The following is a 14,131-nucleotide window of genomic DNA, read 5'->3' on the forward strand; positions in this document are numbered from 1 at the left end:
GGGAATGATTTATGCGCTGATTTGATCATTTTTATACTGAAATCAGTAGGTTTGGTAATGAAACGTATCGTCATAAACGTTTTACACGTTATACTGTTATAATATTATATTTTAGCCACTCAAATAACTAATTAATGAAAAATTTACTATGGATGGCCGCTGCTATGCTTGCAGTTACGGCATGTAATAAAGGCGGAAACGGATTCAAAATTGAAGGTGATATAAAAGGGTTAAACGATAACAAGAATGTATACCTGATTGCCACTAATTTTGAAGCTCAAAAATATGACACGCTATCTAAAGCAGTTAGTAAAGGCGGCAAATTTACATTAGAAGGAAAATTAGAAGCACCAGATTTTTGTGCAATAGTAATTGAAGGAGAACGTAGTGGAAGCGAATTAATGGTTGAAAATGCTAAAATCGACATTAAAGGTAGTGTTGATAGTTTGCATAAGTTAACTGTTACAGGCTCAAAATCAAACGATGAGTTTAAGAAAGCAGAGGAAATGCTGAAGAAAAGCACCGATAAGATGCAAGCTATCCAGCAGAAAGCAATGATGATGGGACAACAACCGGATGAACATCAGATGCAAGCTTTGCAAATTGAGTATATGGCTATTCAAAGCCAAATGCAAAAAGATATCCAATCATATGCTGTTAATAACCCGGGATCGTTTGTAGCGCCTGTTTTATTGGTTAATACGAATCAAACATTTGACCCGGCAGTGTTCCTGCCGATCTATAATAAGTTTACTGAAGAGGTAAAGAAAACCCCTACGGCAAAGTATTTGAAATCAAAGTTAGATCGTGAAACAAAGACAGCTGTAGGACAAAAAGCTCCTGAATTAAAAGCAAAAACTCCTGAAGGAAAAGAACTTTCATTAACGGAGGCAAGAGGTAAAGTGACGCTGATTGATTTCTGGGCATCATGGTGCGGACCTTGTCGTGCAGAAAATCCTAATGTGGTAAAGGTATATGAGAAATACCATGCGCAAGGATTTAACATTTTGGGCGTTTCTTTAGATAAAGAAGAAGGAGCCTGGAAAAAAGCCATTGCAGATGATAAACTTACCTGGAGTCATATTTCGGATTTGAAATTCTGGCAGTCTCCTTTGGCAAAGGAATATAATGTAGAGGCTATTCCTTATTCGGTTTTATTGGATAAGAATGGTGTTATTGTGGCAAAAAACTTGCGTGGTGAAGAGTTAGAGAAAAAAGTTGCTGAGTTAATGGCACAAAATTAAGTTGAAATTTAACCCTTAAAATAAACCCAAATGAAAAAGTTAATTCTAGTTGGAGCATTAGCTTTGCCACTTTTAGCTGGCAATGTATATGCTCAGTCAAAAACCGGTTTTACTCTTACCGGTGAGTTGGCAAATTTAGAGAATGGGAAAACGGTTTTCTTGTTGAGCAGAAATATGACGACCGGAAAATCTGATACTTTAGCAAAAGCAGTATCAGCAGCAGCTAAGTTTACCTTAAAAGGATCAGTAGCTAGTCCTGATCTCTATTTTTTAGGAATCCAGGATACTCGTGGCGGGGTGCCAGTTTTTTTAGAGAATAATGCGCTAACATTAAAAGGTGATGTTAAAGACCTTAAAAATGCAGTGATTACCGGCTCGAAATCACAAGATGACTATACTGCTTATGGGAAAGAAGTGAAAGGGATCAGTGAAAAACAAGCTGCTTTAGAAACTGAATATGTTCAGGCCCGAAAAGACGGCGATAAAGCAAAAATGGAAGAGATTGGAAATAAATATGATGCATTAGATGCTGAGAAAGGAAAAGTTACTGAAGCCTTTGCATCATCTCATACTCAATCGGTGGTTGCTCCATTTCTTTTACTACAAAATGTAAATGATGATAATGCTGCTGCTTTCGGTGCAATTTATGATAAATTTGCAGCGAATGTAAAAGCTACTTCATCAGGAAAAGCACTTAAAGGACGTTTAGAGCTAATGGCTAAAACAGCTGTTGGTCAGCAAGCGCCTTTATTTGCAGGTAAAACCCCTGAAGGAACAGAACTTTCATTAAAACAAGTGTTAAGCTCAGGTAAATACACAATGATTGATTTCTGGGCATCATGGTGTGGTCCTTGTCGTGCTGAAAACCCAAATGTGGTTAAATTGTACGAAAAATATCATGCTAAAGGCTTTAACATTTTAGGTGTTTCACTAGACAGAGACGGCGAAAAATGGAAAAAAGCAATTGCTGATGATAAGTTAACCTGGGGTCATATTTCAGATTTGAAATACTGGCAATCAGAATATGCAGCTATGTATGGCGTACAAGGTATTCCGGCTACGTTTTTATTAGATGCTAATGGCAAAATCGTTGGTAAAAACCTTCGTGGAGAAGAGCTAGCTAAGAAATTAGAAGAATTGCTGGGAGCAATGTAAAATATTAAAGATAAACCTTATTGAAGTCAATAACCCGTCGGGCTACCAAAAGCCAGGCGGGTTTGTTTTTTTTATAATTACTCAAGATGCCAGTATACAAACAAAGCCTTTCGTCTTTCTCAATCTAATGACATTTTCTGTCGCCCAATAACTTGTGGTTTTTCAAACTATCTTTCTCTATATTAGGCATTCAACCAGTTATCAGCCAATTGTATGGAGAAGTTATTGATCGATCAGGATATTACCACAGCGGCTACTTTACCGGCTTCATTTTATAAAAGCATTGAATACTTTGAACTTTCAAAAGAAAAAGTATTTGCAAATAGCTGGCAATTAATTGAAGCTGCGGGCAATGTGCAGCAAGCGGAAGATGTGTTTCCGTTCAATTTACTTCCCGGTTTTTTAAATGAGCCATTGGTGTTGATCCGAGATCATTCTTCCACACTTAATTGCTTTAGTAATGTGTGTACGCATCGGGGTAATTTATTAGTCCATCATCCAGGTAAATACCGAAAGCTTACCTGTAACTATCATGGACGAAGATTTAATATCGATGGAAGATTTGAATCGATGCCTGAATTTTCAGAAGCAAAAGATTTTCCAAGAGCTTGTGAAGATCTTCACAAGGTTGCTGCTATCGAATGGAATGGCTTTCCTTTTATTTCGCTTCAACCTGAATTCGATTTTAATAATGTGTTGAGCATTATGGATGAGCGGGTAGGTTTTATGCCAATCGATCAGTTTGAATTCCGTTCAGAGCTTTCGCGTGAATATTTGGTAAATGCTAACTGGGCCCTGTATTGTGATAACTACCTCGAAGGTTTTCATGTTCCTTATGTTCACCCCGACCTCAACAAAGTGCTGGACTACAAACAGTATAAAACCATTTTGTACGACTACTGTAACTTGCAGGTTGGAGTAGGAGATGATGCCGAAGAATGCTTCGATTTGCGCGAAAATCATGTTGATTATGGAAATAAAATAGCGGCCTATTATTACTGGATATTCCCTAATATGATGTTTAATTTTTATCCGTGGGGATTGAGTATCAATATTGTAAAACCACTTTCGATTAAGCAATGCAAGGTTACTTTCCTTACGTATATGTATGATGAGTCTAAGTATGACAAAGGAGCCGGAGCATTATTGGATAAGGTGGAAAGAGAAGATGAGTTTGTGGTTGAAAATGTACAGCGAGGCATTAATTCACGTTTTTATACATCAGGAAGGTTTTCACCAACACGTGAAAAAGGTGTGCATCATTTCCATCAATTACTTAGTAAGTTCTTCAATAGATAAACTTTTTCGGTAACCCCAAAAGTAAAAAGGCAGACCAAGGGCCAATAAAAGCAACCCATATAAAATGGTTTTTGGTCCTGTGCCGATAATAGCCCCAATCGAAAAGATCAGCGCAAATGCAGAAATAAAAATTAGCTGCTTATGGTTACGCCAGGTAATCGCAATGCCACGCTTTTTAAGTATAATCAATTCAGCTACTGAACAAAAAGCATAAGGAATTAATGTTGATAAAGTCGACAGCAGGATCATGTTTTGGAATTGCTGTTGCAGTGTTGCAGAATAATTGAAAAAGATCAGCAAGGTGGTTAACACACTTGAAACGATCAACCCACTGATCGGAGTCTGGTTTTTCGTTGTTCTTAAGAAAAAGGGAGGAAATACTTTTTCATTTGCCGCTGCCCACGCAACCTGTCCCTGCAATAAAATCCATCCGTTTAAAGTGCCTAAGCAAGCAATGGCAGCCGTTGCGGCAATTACATAGTAAAATGTTTGTCCCCACATAGCGTTAGCAGCATCAGAAAATGGCGAAGCTGAATTAATAATAATATGGTGAGGAAGAATGCCAATAACAGCTGTACACGATAATACAAAAACAACTGCAGAGATCAATGTTCCGGTAATTGTAGCTCGCGGAATGTTCTTTTCAGGGTTTCGGATATGTGCTGCTGGAATTGTTGCCGATTCAATCCCTAAAAACGACCACAAAGTTAAGGCCGCAGTTTCAAAAAATACATCGGGAAATTTTAGATCAAGTGGTCTGATGAAGAAGTTTTCAGGCTTAAAATATAGGAAACCGACTGTGCCGATAAGCAGAATTGGCAACAGTTTGAAAATGGTGGTAATTAGTTGAAACCTGGCTGCTTTTTGTACGCCCCGAATGTTTAACCAGGTTAATAACCATACGGTAATGATAGAGCAAATAGCTGCGATTACAGGTGATTTACCCAGTATAGGGAAGAATGGTGAAAGGTTAGACACAAAAGCGATTACAATGGCTGCATTGCCGGTCCAAACGCAAATCCAGTATCCCCAAGCTACAAAAAAGCCGGTTGTTTTTCCGAAAGCTTGTTGTGTGTAAGCATACGGACCGCCAGTTATGGGCATTAATCTACTTAAGCGGGCAAAAACGGTAGCCAGCAAAATAGCTCCAATGGTTGAAATTAACCAGCCCCATAAACTGAAATAACCGAAAACAGCGAGCGACGTTGGCAGTAGGAAAATACCGGAGCCAATCATATTACCCGTTACGAGAGCAGTTGCTTGCAGAAAACCGATTTTTTTATCCGACATCGAAGATACTTTGATTTCAAGATGAAGAATAATTTACAGTTTTCAAAATCCGGCTTCTTAGTGTACTTCGGCAGCAGTAATTGGCGGATTGGTTTTTAACGGTGCATCTATGAAGTTCTTTTTGCCGATCAGTTCAAATAATAAGTAAGCTGCCAGTAATGTGTATTCGATGCCTGTTATCCATAGATTTTCTTTAAATGGAGTAGTGGTATACGCAATATAAGTTAATGGAATTAAGCAGCTCCAAATAAGCGGAAAACGGTAATTGGTAAATAGACTTAAAGCCAATAAAGCGATGCAATACCATGGAAAAACTGCGGGCGACAATAACAGGAATGCAAATAAGGCCCACATCATGCGGGTTGGGAGCATTTCGCGTTTTTTCGAGGTGAAAAAAGTAAGGTAAAACATGGCTGCGATGAATATTCCACCGATGATTTTTCCGATCAATAACAGGTTAATACTTCCGGTAATTTTTGTCTGAATTGCTTTAATAAGGTAAAAGAAACTGGCGTTAAACGTTAACTTTTCATAATAAAGGTGAAATGTTTCTACAATATGTCTCAACTGATCGATGTTATAAACAAACGGCAATGAAAAAATAACGGCCGCAACTAAGCCTAAAAAGGCTATATCAAACGATTTTCTGAATCCAAAAGGACGTAATAATAACGGAATAAAGAGAGCTGGAAGTAGTTTTATACAAAAAGCCATCGCCATAAATAAACTGGCTATCAATGTGCGGTTGATGGTTAACAGATAGATCACCAACAAGGTAAAGAATATCATTCCTGCTTCAAAATGAAGGTTTCCGCAGAATTCCACAATGCATAATGGGTTTAAGGCATAAATAGCGATCCTATTTCGTGGAAGTTTGAATTGCTTTAATAAGGAGGCAATCATTCCCAAAGTACCTAACTCAAATAGCAAAATCGTAGCCTTCATCACTAACACACTTTTATAAATATCATTCGGAAATATGCTACAGGCTATTCCAAAGATCGACTGGCAAAAGGGTGGATAGATGGAGTAATAATTGGGCGAATTAAGCTTACTGTATAGTTCGGGTGTGATGCCCTGTAATTGAACTCCTGCCGCCAAATAACTGGCCGGACGGTGGGCAAACGGGTCAAAACCCAGCGTTAAAAGCTGTCCGTCCCACACGAAACGATAAAAATCATTAGTTAAATTTGGCAAAGCGAAAATAACCGCTACTCGTAGAATAAAGCCACTCCATAAATTGATCTTATAATTGTCTTCGTCATTGTAAAAACGCAGGATCGCAAAATAAGCTGCGAAAGAAGCGATGAACAATGAAATGAGCTGAGTACTATTCTCTCTTTGGGTAAAATAACAGAGAATGATTAGCAGTAACAATAAGATTAAATGAAGTGAGTAGGGTATCGCTTTTTTCATTAATGCAAAATTAGTACATACTTTGTGTTTTCGTACGAAAGTAGTGGGATCACTTGAAAATATAATTTAAAACAGCATGCATTCAAAGCAATTTACTGACCAAATGAACCGGATTGTTGAAATTAATTATCCACCAAAGAGAATTATTTCATTAGTGCCTTCTCAAACGGAATTGCTGTTTGATCTCGGTTTAGCTGAGGAAGTGATCGGAATAACGAAGTTTTGCATTCACCCGCATGATAAGTTTAAATCTACTACTAAAATAGGAGGTACTAAAACGCTGAATTTTGAGCAGATCAAAGAGTTGTCGCCAGATCTGATCATTGGTAACAAGGAGGAAAATGAACAGAATCAGATGGAAGAGTTGATGAGACTTTTTCCGGTATGGATGAGCGATATTAAAACGCTGGATGATTCATTGCAGATGATTGGAATGGTAGGAGAGTTAGTAGGCCGAAATGAGGAGGCGCAAAAACTACAAAGCGAAATTAAGGCAGGATTTCAACAGCTCTCGGAACTAACGACAAAAATGGAACGCAATCCTTCTGTTGCCTATTTTATTTGGAAGGATCCGTACATGGCGGCAGGCGACGAAACTTTCATAAATGACATGCTTAATCGCTGCGGAATGAAAAATATTTTTTCTGGTCGGGGCCGATACCCGGAAACCAGTTTAGAAGAGCTTCAACATTTGTCGCCGGAGCTTGTTTTGCTTTCTTCTGAACCGTATCCATTTAAGGATAAGCATGTTGCGGAAATGCGGAATTTGATACCGTCAGCACAGATTTTGTTAGTCGACGGCGAATACTTCAGTTGGTATGGAAGTCGGATAAAAGGGGCACCAAAATATTTTAAAAATATTTTCACTTTTTTTTAGGAATGTAAAATATTTTTCTACTTTTGCAGTCCCGAAACAATGATACACGGGAACGCGGAAGTGGCGTAATTGGTAGCCGCACCAGACTTAGGATCTGGCGCCGCGAGGCGTGGGGGTTCGAGTCCCTTCTTCCGCACAGGAAAATAAAAAGCAGTCCCGGTTAAACCGGGACTGCTTTTTTGTTTTTGGGGTTATTAGTCAAATTCTACCGGGTCAAGTTTAGTGGATCAGGTCCAAAATCTGTGGACTAAGCATATAATTTAGCCAGCCTGAAAAGGAAAAAATTCACATTTCCCACACCCCTGTATTGAGCTCTGAACGCTTTGATCTTGGCATTGAACGATTCGGCAGAAGCATTGGTGCTTTTGTTATCAAAGTAGTTAAGAATGTGTTGATGGTGATTAATAATTGTTCTGGAGAGGGTATTGAAAGACTTGAATCCCGATTGTTCCACCAGTTCGTTCCATTTGGCCAATCTTGCAAAAGCATATAATTTATCTGTGGTAGTACTAAAGATCCAGGATAGTTTTTGAGTGAGTTCATAGGCTTTTCTTAGATCGGGGTATTTTTCAAATAACAGGCCGGCCCTCTGGGCCTGTTCGGCAGTCCAGTTATCCTCTTTTTTATACAAGAGGTACCTGCTTCTGGCCAGCAGCTGCTTGAGCGTATCTCCATTGGAGAGAACCGGAGGGCAGTAGGTTACTTGGGCTGTTTTAGCATCTTCTATTGCTTGATTTTCTGCATCGATTGCTTGCCAGCGGTATTTAATTCTTATCTCCTGCAAGGCTTCTGTGGCCAACTGCTGCACATGAAACCGATCGATCACCCGGGTGGCATTGGGAAAACACTTCTTGGCAATCAGGCTCATGTTGCCCGCCAGGTCCAGGGTTATTTCCTGTACCTTATTGCGTTGTTTCAGCGATAGCTTTTGCAGCAAAGGGATGATCGTTTCCGACTTGGTGCCTTCCATAATGGCCACTAAAGTTCCTGCCTTCCCTTTTGCTTGCTTGTTGGTCACCACCGTATAGAGTTCTCCGTGAGACAGCGAGGTTTCATCAATCGATAGAAAAGGTCCCATATTCTGTTCAAAAACAAGTCCCTTGCGAGCATTCTCTTTGTGTTCCCAAAGGGAGTAGTCACTGAGTTTATCCCGATAATAGCGCTGTAGTTTCTTTCCGTTAACACCATAAAATGAACCGATCGTTTGCAGGCTATGTGCCTTGGTATCGGCTGATAGCTTTTAAAAAAGCGGCAAAATCCTGGGTGATTCGCGTTCCCTTGGCCACTACCTCCCAGTTACGGAAAACCACTTTATTGCTATCTAAATTCAGCCATCGGCGACGCTTCACGTGCAAGAACACCTCCCGGCCACGGAGGGGAAAATCCTGTAAAATCACTTCATCGAAAAAACCTTTGGATTGCAGCCGGTTGGACTGGTACTCCAGGGGAATACTATTGAGTTCTTCCAGGTAAATATGAATGGAGTTGGCCTGCGTTTTATGGTCAACCAGTTTGAAATAATCTGAAACACCTTCGGGAATAACCAAGTGAAGAAGGGCTTGAAAGGAATCGTGCATTATTCTTTTTTTGATCCACAAAAATCAGCTTTTAGCCTAAACTCCACAACTTTTGTTCCTGTTCCAGTTTAGTTTTAATAAATTCCGAAAAATCATCCAGGTGCTTAACTATTGTGTCGATTTCATTTTTGTTAATCGCATTTACTCCAATAGCTTCAATTGAAATTTTGGGTAGCAAAATATTTTTCTCAAGGATGTTGTACTCTACGCTTAGCTTTACTTGAGGGATTTCTGAGGTTAGTTTGTCTTTCATAACTGGTGGATAATATTTGTACTTAGGTAGGGATGTAGTATATTACCTGCTTCTAAATAATTGCTAATACAAATGTAAGTATAATATTTACACTGTCAATAATGTACTTACATATTTTTGAAAAACATTGTGTATCAGGGAGAAAAATTTAAAAGGTATCTGGAAAGAAATCGCATACCGAAAACCAAAGCTGCAAAGGACTTAAAAATATCAAGACAAAGCCTTTATCAATGGTTTGAAAGTAACGAGCTTGAACGTTCTACCGTCAATAAAATATTAACTACATATAACGAAACTGAAGAGAAAATCTTTGGTATTATTTCAAGTACATTAAATAGTACTCAGAAGACATATAACATAGAGCTTGTAGATAAAGGAAATACATTTATTAATATTGGAAATAACCAGTACTTGGTGATTATTCCGTTAATAGAAGGATCAGAGCATAAAACTTATCCTCAAAAATTCACTGATGAGAAATATTTGTCTGAATTGCCAAAACATGCATTAGTTGTAAATCAGTTAAATGATCAGAGATTTACCGCCTTTAGTGTAATTGGGAATAGTATGGATGATGGCTCTAAAGAATCTATAACAGAAGGGGATATTGTTACGGGGCGTGAAATACAACAAAGCTTGTGGACAAGCAGATTTCACATCCATAAATTTAAAGATTACATCATCGTGCATAAAGAACGTATTTTAATTAAACGCATTATTGCCCACGATGTTGATGCTGGAATAATAACATGTAAATCATTAAGTCCGGATAAAAACATCTATCCGGATTTTGATATAAAACTTGAGGAAGTGTCGCAAATATTTAATGTAGTGTCAGTGACCAATCCGCGTTAACAGAAATTCAATTTACGCAACCAAAAACTGTGAAAAAAAATCTACTTACTGCAATTGTATTAGTACCTACTTTGTTCGTTTCGTGCTGTAAAGAGGTGCAGGAAGAAACTAGAGTTGAAGACATGAGATTACAGGCATTTATTGTGTCCCAGAACTTTTGCTCGAACAGGTTGAATGCACCTTCTACTGCTGATTTTCCTATGGATACATCTTATTCGAAAATTCAGTATTTAGGTGATAGTGTATTTGTGATAAACTCTTATGTTGATTCTCAAAATTCGTTTGGAGCAATGCTTAGAGCAAATTATGACTGCAGACTAAAATTTGTCGTTGAAGAGTGGCAATTATTGAACTTTGAGTTAATTGAGAATTCAATTGATAAGAATGTAGTACCAGTGACGAATATGCGTTAAGTGATATTTATGTAAAACAATTTTATAAACATACTAACTACCTAAAATTATGTGGACATCAGAAAGAATTGACGAATTCTCAAAGTCGTTTGGGCACAAACCATTTAGTACAAAATCTGAAATGAAAGAATTGCCTAATTTGCTTAAAGCAGATGAGCAATTATTAGGCTTACTTGAAGGAAATCTGAAAGAAATTCATGGCCGTAATGTTGCAGGGCAGGGCCTTGTAATAGTTACTGACAAACGGGTTATTTTTTTTAGAAAGAGTTTTATAGGAACTGTTACGAAAGAAGAAACGCCAATAAGTAAATATCATCAGCCTCCTTTAGGAAAGGACTAATGATGTCTACCATAACCATTACAACATCAAATAATGAATCAACAGTAGAAACAGCGGATAAAGCACTTGCTCAAAAAGTTGTTGATGTAATTCAAAATGGAATCCACGGTTTTAACACTCCATCAAATACAACAAATATTCAACCTGAAGATAACTTGTCTAAGATTGAAAAGCTATTTGAACTAAAAGAAAAAGGCGTTTTAACCGAAGAAGAGTTCATTCAGCAAAAAAGCAAACTTTTGAATCAATAACAATGACTGAAGAAATAGACCCATCATACTTCTTTTTTGATTTACCAATTTACCAACCTATTATAATTACCAATAGATATGATTTTGTCGATAAATTAATCAAAGGATTTATGGATTGTTTTGAAGGCTATGATCCAAATGAGAAAAGAGATTCGACGTTTGAAATTTATCAGTCAGTATTGACATTAAAATCACATATGGACTTATTGGACTTTGGTGGGCATTTTACAACGATAGTAGCTTGTAAAAGAACAGGAGCTCTTTTCTTTTTTAGTATTTTTTGGAATCCTGAAAAAGGAGAGTTGATGAAAACTGGCCAGTATCCATCTATTGCAGATTTTCATATTCATGAAGTGAAACAATATTCAAAAGTTCTTTCAAAAGAGAGATTGAAAGAGTTTACAAAGGCAATAGGGCTGGCGGCGAATGGGGTTGGTATAGGTTCTTTTGTGTATTTAAGGAGAATTTTTGAGTATTTAATTAATGAGGCTTATGGTGAGGCTAAAGCTAAAGATCCTTCAATCGAGGGGCCCTATCAAAGAGGGAGAATGGATGATAAGATAAACTTATTGAAGGATTATCTTCCCGATTTTTTAGTAACAAATAAGAGCTTGTATTCAATTTTAAGTTTGGGTGTTCATGAATTAAGTGAAGAGGATTGCCTTAAACATTTCGATTCTCTTAGAGTTGGGATAGAGTTAATTTTGGATGAGAAGGTTGATACGTTAAAAAAACAAGAAAAGATTGCTGAAGCACAGAAAAAAATCAGTACAATTTTAGGGCTGGTTAAGAAATAGCTTAGACTATTTTTACTAATTTAATAATATGAACAACGAATGAGGCAATAGACTTAAACTCTTTCGAACCAAAAAAGAGCTTTCTCTTGCAGAGTTAGGAGAACTTATAGGGAAAAATAAATCTCAAGTTTCTAAGTATGAGAATGGAAGTTTATTAGTACCTCTAGATGTAGTTCAATACCTTCATCAACATAGAGATATGAGTTATGAGTGGTTCTTTGATGTGAAGGGAAGAATGAAAGTAACCATGGAAGAAAAGAAGAACAAAAAAGGACTTATAACAGATATTACAGAATTAGAAGCAAAGCATGTAGTGCTAGAAGCTAAAGTAAAGAACCTTGAACTTATTCTTAAAAAGCTATATGCTGATTTTTATGCAAAACAGAAATAAACATTTACCTATTTATTATTCCCTGAAACCGTAATGATTGAAAAAATAATTATTGAAAGATTTAAGAATATTTCTAAGGTTGAGTTGCCTCTATCTAATATTAATATTCTTATAGGGGCTAATAATGCTGGCAAGAGTTCCATTCTTCAAAGTATTCAATTTGCAGTCTCTATTGCTCAAACAACCTCATTAGATGAATTCAAGGAAGCTAGATGGAAATTTGGTAAGTTGTCAACCTCATTGACTGCGAATCAAATTATATATACACCTATTAGAGATATCTACTCACTTGGCCATGGTGGAACCTTATCGCAAAATGAAGGTAAAGCGATAAAAGTTACGTTTATCGAAAAGGATACACAAAATAGAGCAACCTTCTTTTTGAGAAAAGGAAGGAATAAGAACTTACATACTACGATTGAAGGTCAGGTTTTAGGGCAACAAATTCGAGACTTAGATAACCCATATTCAATATATGTTCCAGGTTTATCTGGCATACCACCATTTGAGGAATTAAGAAGCGAAGGTATAGTAAGAAGAATGGCAGCCAAAGGAGATGCAAATAATGTTTTTCGGAATATTTTGTGGCTTTTAAAACAGAATGAAATAAAATGGGCTTCCTTTCTAAAAGATTTTAATGATATTTTTCCAGATCTCTCGATCTCGATTACTTTTGATAAATTGAAAGATGAATATTTAAATGCCTCAATAAAACGAGATGAAAAAGATATTCCTATCGATGCTTTTGGCACAGGGGTCTTACAGATAATACAAACTTTAGCATACATCCATTTGTATAAGCCTAAATTACTCATTTTAGATGAACCTGATAGTCATTTACATCCCAGTAATCAACGTGTGTTGGCAGAAAAACTTAACGAAATATCTTCAATACTTAAAGTTCAAATTATCATAAGTACACATTCTCGACATTTACTAGATGCTTTTAAGGAATATGCAACTGTTAATTGGATCTCAAATGGAGCAATTAATAATCATCCATATGATTTTATTAAGGTATTGCTCGAAATAGGAGCATTGGATAAAGGTGATATTCTTAATAATGGGAATCTCAAATGTGTTGTGTTGACGGAGGATACAAAGACAAATAAACTTAAAGCGATATTAAAATCAAATAATTTTCTTCTTGAGGAAACGCAGATCTGGGCATATGACGGATGTTCAAAAATTGACACAGCCATAGTTCTTGCTGCTTTTATTAAGTCTAAAGCACCTGGGACAACAGTTCTGATTCACAGAGACAGGGACTATCTTTCAGATGATGATTGTCAAAAACTAATAGATAAAGCGACAAAAGCTAATTTAAAGCTTTTTCTTACAGTTGGAACAGATATTGAATCACATTTTTTAGATGCAAGGCATATACAGACCTTATATCCAGATCTATCAATTGAAGAAATAAATAGATTTATAGATGAAGCGACCGATCACTGCTCAACTAAATCTATTGAGTCATTTGTTAATTACATGACAAATAAGGGTTTGCAAGAGCAATATTCGGGTGGAAAGAGATTAAATGCTGGTGAAATTGCAACAACTTGTCTAACCGATTATAATGCTGATAAACTAAAATTTAGACATGGAAAAGCAGTTTATAAAGTATTTAGCAATAATTTTTTTCAGGGCAGAAACCAAAAGGATTTGATAGTAGGTTCACAATTTTTAGAAGTAAATGAATTAAGCCAAATTTCAAGGCAAATTTGGCCAGTTGCAGTAGCTGCTACCAAGACGCTTCAGACATAATTAGTCATAAAAAAAATGATGGAAGACTTGCTAATCAAGTTTAAAATCTAGGATTCATTTTAATAAAACGGACACAAGTTGGACACAAATTGAATAAATAGTGAAAAATCCAAAAGTAAATATGCCTTAATGGTATCAAAAAAAGGGTTTTTCTTTTGAATAGGTGCGGAAGAAGGGATTCTGACTTCCACACTGGAAAATAAAAAAAG

16 protein-coding genes, 1 tRNA gene and 1 pseudogene are annotated in these 14,131 nt (G+C 36.8%); 13 read left to right on the plus strand and 5 right to left on the minus strand.

The genetic code is table 11. The annotated features are described in order from the left end of the window. The first annotated feature begins 134 nt into the window (after positions 1-134). The 3 genes from SOLCA_RS05455 to SOLCA_RS05465 all read left to right on the plus strand — a co-directional run bounded on the left by SOLCA_RS05455 (position 135) and on the right by SOLCA_RS05465 (position 3,698). The gene (locus tag SOLCA_RS05455) at positions 135-1,244 is read left to right on the plus strand and encodes a TlpA disulfide reductase family protein (protein WP_014679453.1); all 1,110 of its coding nucleotides are present in this window, start codon (positions 135-137) and stop codon (positions 1,242-1,244) included. Between the two features lie 30 nt (positions 1,245-1,274). Further along, on the plus strand, positions 1,275-2,399 hold the full coding sequence (locus tag SOLCA_RS05460; protein ID WP_014679454.1) for a TlpA disulfide reductase family protein: 1,125 nt from the start codon (positions 1,275-1,277) through the stop codon (positions 2,397-2,399). 213 nt (positions 2,400-2,612) lie between these two features. Then, entirely contained in the window at positions 2,613-3,698 is a 1,086-nt protein-coding gene (locus SOLCA_RS05465; protein WP_014679455.1) for an aromatic ring-hydroxylating oxygenase subunit alpha, read from the plus strand. On the opposite strand, the gene SOLCA_RS05470 is transcribed toward SOLCA_RS05465, so the two are convergent. Next, positions 3,672-4,988: an amino acid permease gene (locus tag SOLCA_RS05470; protein WP_014679456.1), complete on the minus strand. Its 1,317-nt coding sequence runs from the start codon at positions 4,986-4,988 to the stop codon at positions 3,672-3,674. The genes SOLCA_RS05465 and SOLCA_RS05470 overlap by 27 nt on opposite strands. A 57-nt stretch (positions 4,989-5,045) precedes the next feature. Continuing rightward, positions 5,046-6,404 (minus strand): hypothetical protein, encoded by a 1,359-nt coding sequence (locus tag SOLCA_RS05475; protein WP_014679457.1) that lies wholly within the window; start codon positions 6,402-6,404, stop codon positions 5,046-5,048. Between the two features lie 76 nt (positions 6,405-6,480). Here SOLCA_RS05475 and SOLCA_RS05480 point away from each other — a divergent pair, with 76 nt between their 5' ends. Beyond that, complete coding sequence (locus SOLCA_RS05480; protein ID WP_014679458.1) at positions 6,481-7,281, plus strand: ABC transporter substrate-binding protein; 801 nt, start codon at positions 6,481-6,483, stop codon at positions 7,279-7,281. A gap of 54 nt (positions 7,282-7,335) precedes the next feature. Beyond that, positions 7,336-7,417, plus strand: a tRNA-Leu gene (locus SOLCA_RS05485). 111 nt (positions 7,418-7,528) lie between these two features. Here SOLCA_RS05485 and SOLCA_RS05490 read toward each other — a convergent pair. The 3 genes from SOLCA_RS05490 to SOLCA_RS05500 are packed head-to-tail and all read right to left on the minus strand — an operon-like array spanning position 7,529 to position 9,111. Continuing rightward, positions 7,529-8,491, minus strand: coding sequence for an ISAon1 family transposase (locus SOLCA_RS05490; protein ID WP_456154234.1), 963 nt, complete (start codon positions 8,489-8,491; stop codon positions 7,529-7,531). A 1-nt stretch (position 8,492) separates the two neighbouring features. Beyond that, positions 8,493-8,858 (minus strand): ISAon1 family transposase N-terminal region protein, encoded by a 366-nt coding sequence (locus SOLCA_RS23425; protein WP_042479065.1) that lies wholly within the window; start codon positions 8,856-8,858, stop codon positions 8,493-8,495. 31 nt (positions 8,859-8,889) lie between these two features. Beyond that, positions 8,890-9,111, minus strand: a complete 222-nt coding sequence (locus tag SOLCA_RS05500) for a hypothetical protein (protein WP_014679460.1) — start codon at positions 9,109-9,111, stop codon at positions 8,890-8,892. Positions 9,112-9,228: 117 nt separating this feature from the next. Here SOLCA_RS05500 and SOLCA_RS22165 point away from each other — a divergent pair, with 117 nt between their 5' ends. The 8 genes and pseudogenes from SOLCA_RS22165 (at position 9,229) to SOLCA_RS05525 (ending at position 13,922) form a co-directional block, all read left to right on the plus strand. Continuing rightward, entirely contained in the window at positions 9,229-9,966 is a 738-nt protein-coding gene (locus tag SOLCA_RS22165; RefSeq protein WP_014679461.1) for a S24 family peptidase, read from the plus strand. A 29-nt stretch (positions 9,967-9,995) separates the two neighbouring features. Further along, on the plus strand, positions 9,996-10,379 hold the full coding sequence (locus tag SOLCA_RS05510) for a hypothetical protein (RefSeq protein WP_014679462.1): 384 nt from the start codon (positions 9,996-9,998) through the stop codon (positions 10,377-10,379). Between the two features lie 49 nt (positions 10,380-10,428). Continuing rightward, the gene (locus SOLCA_RS22170; protein ID WP_014679463.1) at positions 10,429-10,719 is read left to right on the plus strand and encodes a PH domain-containing protein; all 291 of its coding nucleotides are present in this window, start codon (positions 10,429-10,431) and stop codon (positions 10,717-10,719) included. Continuing rightward, a complete protein-coding gene (locus tag SOLCA_RS05515; RefSeq protein ID WP_014679464.1) occupies positions 10,719-10,970 on the plus strand; it encodes an SHOCT domain-containing protein in 252 nt (83 codons plus the stop codon). Before SOLCA_RS22170 ends, SOLCA_RS05515 begins: the two co-directional genes overlap by 1 nt. Before the next feature lie 2 nt (positions 10,971-10,972). Then, the gene (locus tag SOLCA_RS05520) at positions 10,973-11,767 is read left to right on the plus strand and encodes a hypothetical protein (RefSeq protein ID WP_014679465.1); all 795 of its coding nucleotides are present in this window, start codon (positions 10,973-10,975) and stop codon (positions 11,765-11,767) included. A gap of 55 nt (positions 11,768-11,822) precedes the next feature. Further along, a pseudogene (locus tag SOLCA_RS23915) lies at positions 11,823-11,939 on the plus strand (helix-turn-helix domain-containing protein); the annotation flags it as partial. A gap of 27 nt (positions 11,940-11,966) precedes the next feature. Then, positions 11,967-12,158 (plus strand): hypothetical protein, encoded by a 192-nt coding sequence (locus tag SOLCA_RS23590; RefSeq protein WP_245536754.1) that lies wholly within the window; start codon positions 11,967-11,969, stop codon positions 12,156-12,158. A 33-nt stretch (positions 12,159-12,191) separates the two neighbouring features. Further along, positions 12,192-13,922 (plus strand): AAA family ATPase, encoded by a 1,731-nt coding sequence (locus SOLCA_RS05525; protein WP_014679466.1) that lies wholly within the window; start codon positions 12,192-12,194, stop codon positions 13,920-13,922. Positions 13,923-14,131 lie beyond the last annotated feature (209 nt).

Origin of the sequence: Solitalea canadensis DSM 3403, assembly GCF_000242635.2 — a bacterium.
Classification (GTDB): Bacteria; Bacteroidota; Bacteroidia; order Sphingobacteriales; family Sphingobacteriaceae; genus Solitalea; species Solitalea canadensis.

Coding starts and splice junctions, on each gene's coding strand:
- SOLCA_RS05525 (WP_014679466.1), top strand. CDS start 12,192: ATGATTGAAAAAATAATTATTGAAAGATTTAAGAATATTTCTAAGGTT.
- SOLCA_RS05455 (WP_014679453.1), top strand. CDS start 135: ATGAAAAATTTACTATGGATGGCCGCTGCTATGCTTGCAGTTACGGCA.
- SOLCA_RS05475 (WP_014679457.1), bottom strand. CDS start 6,404: ATGAAAAAAGCGATACCCTACTCACTTCATTTAATCTTATTGTTACTG.
- SOLCA_RS05515 (WP_014679464.1), top strand. CDS start 10,719: ATGATGTCTACCATAACCATTACAACATCAAATAATGAATCAACAGTA.
- SOLCA_RS05470 (WP_014679456.1), bottom strand. CDS start 4,988: ATGTCGGATAAAAAAATCGGTTTTCTGCAAGCAACTGCTCTCGTAACG.
- SOLCA_RS05465 (WP_014679455.1), top strand. CDS start 2,613: ATGGAGAAGTTATTGATCGATCAGGATATTACCACAGCGGCTACTTTA.
- SOLCA_RS23590 (WP_245536754.1), top strand. CDS start 11,967: ATGAGTTATGAGTGGTTCTTTGATGTGAAGGGAAGAATGAAAGTAACC.
- SOLCA_RS05480 (WP_014679458.1), top strand. CDS start 6,481: ATGCATTCAAAGCAATTTACTGACCAAATGAACCGGATTGTTGAAATT.
- SOLCA_RS05460 (WP_014679454.1), top strand. CDS start 1,275: ATGAAAAAGTTAATTCTAGTTGGAGCATTAGCTTTGCCACTTTTAGCT.
- SOLCA_RS23425 (WP_042479065.1), bottom strand. CDS start 8,858: ATGCACGATTCCTTTCAAGCCCTTCTTCACTTGGTTATTCCCGAAGGT.
- SOLCA_RS22170 (WP_014679463.1), top strand. CDS start 10,429: ATGTGGACATCAGAAAGAATTGACGAATTCTCAAAGTCGTTTGGGCAC.
- SOLCA_RS05520 (WP_014679465.1), top strand. CDS start 10,973: ATGACTGAAGAAATAGACCCATCATACTTCTTTTTTGATTTACCAATT.
- SOLCA_RS05500 (WP_014679460.1), bottom strand. CDS start 9,111: ATGAAAGACAAACTAACCTCAGAAATCCCTCAAGTAAAGCTAAGCGTA.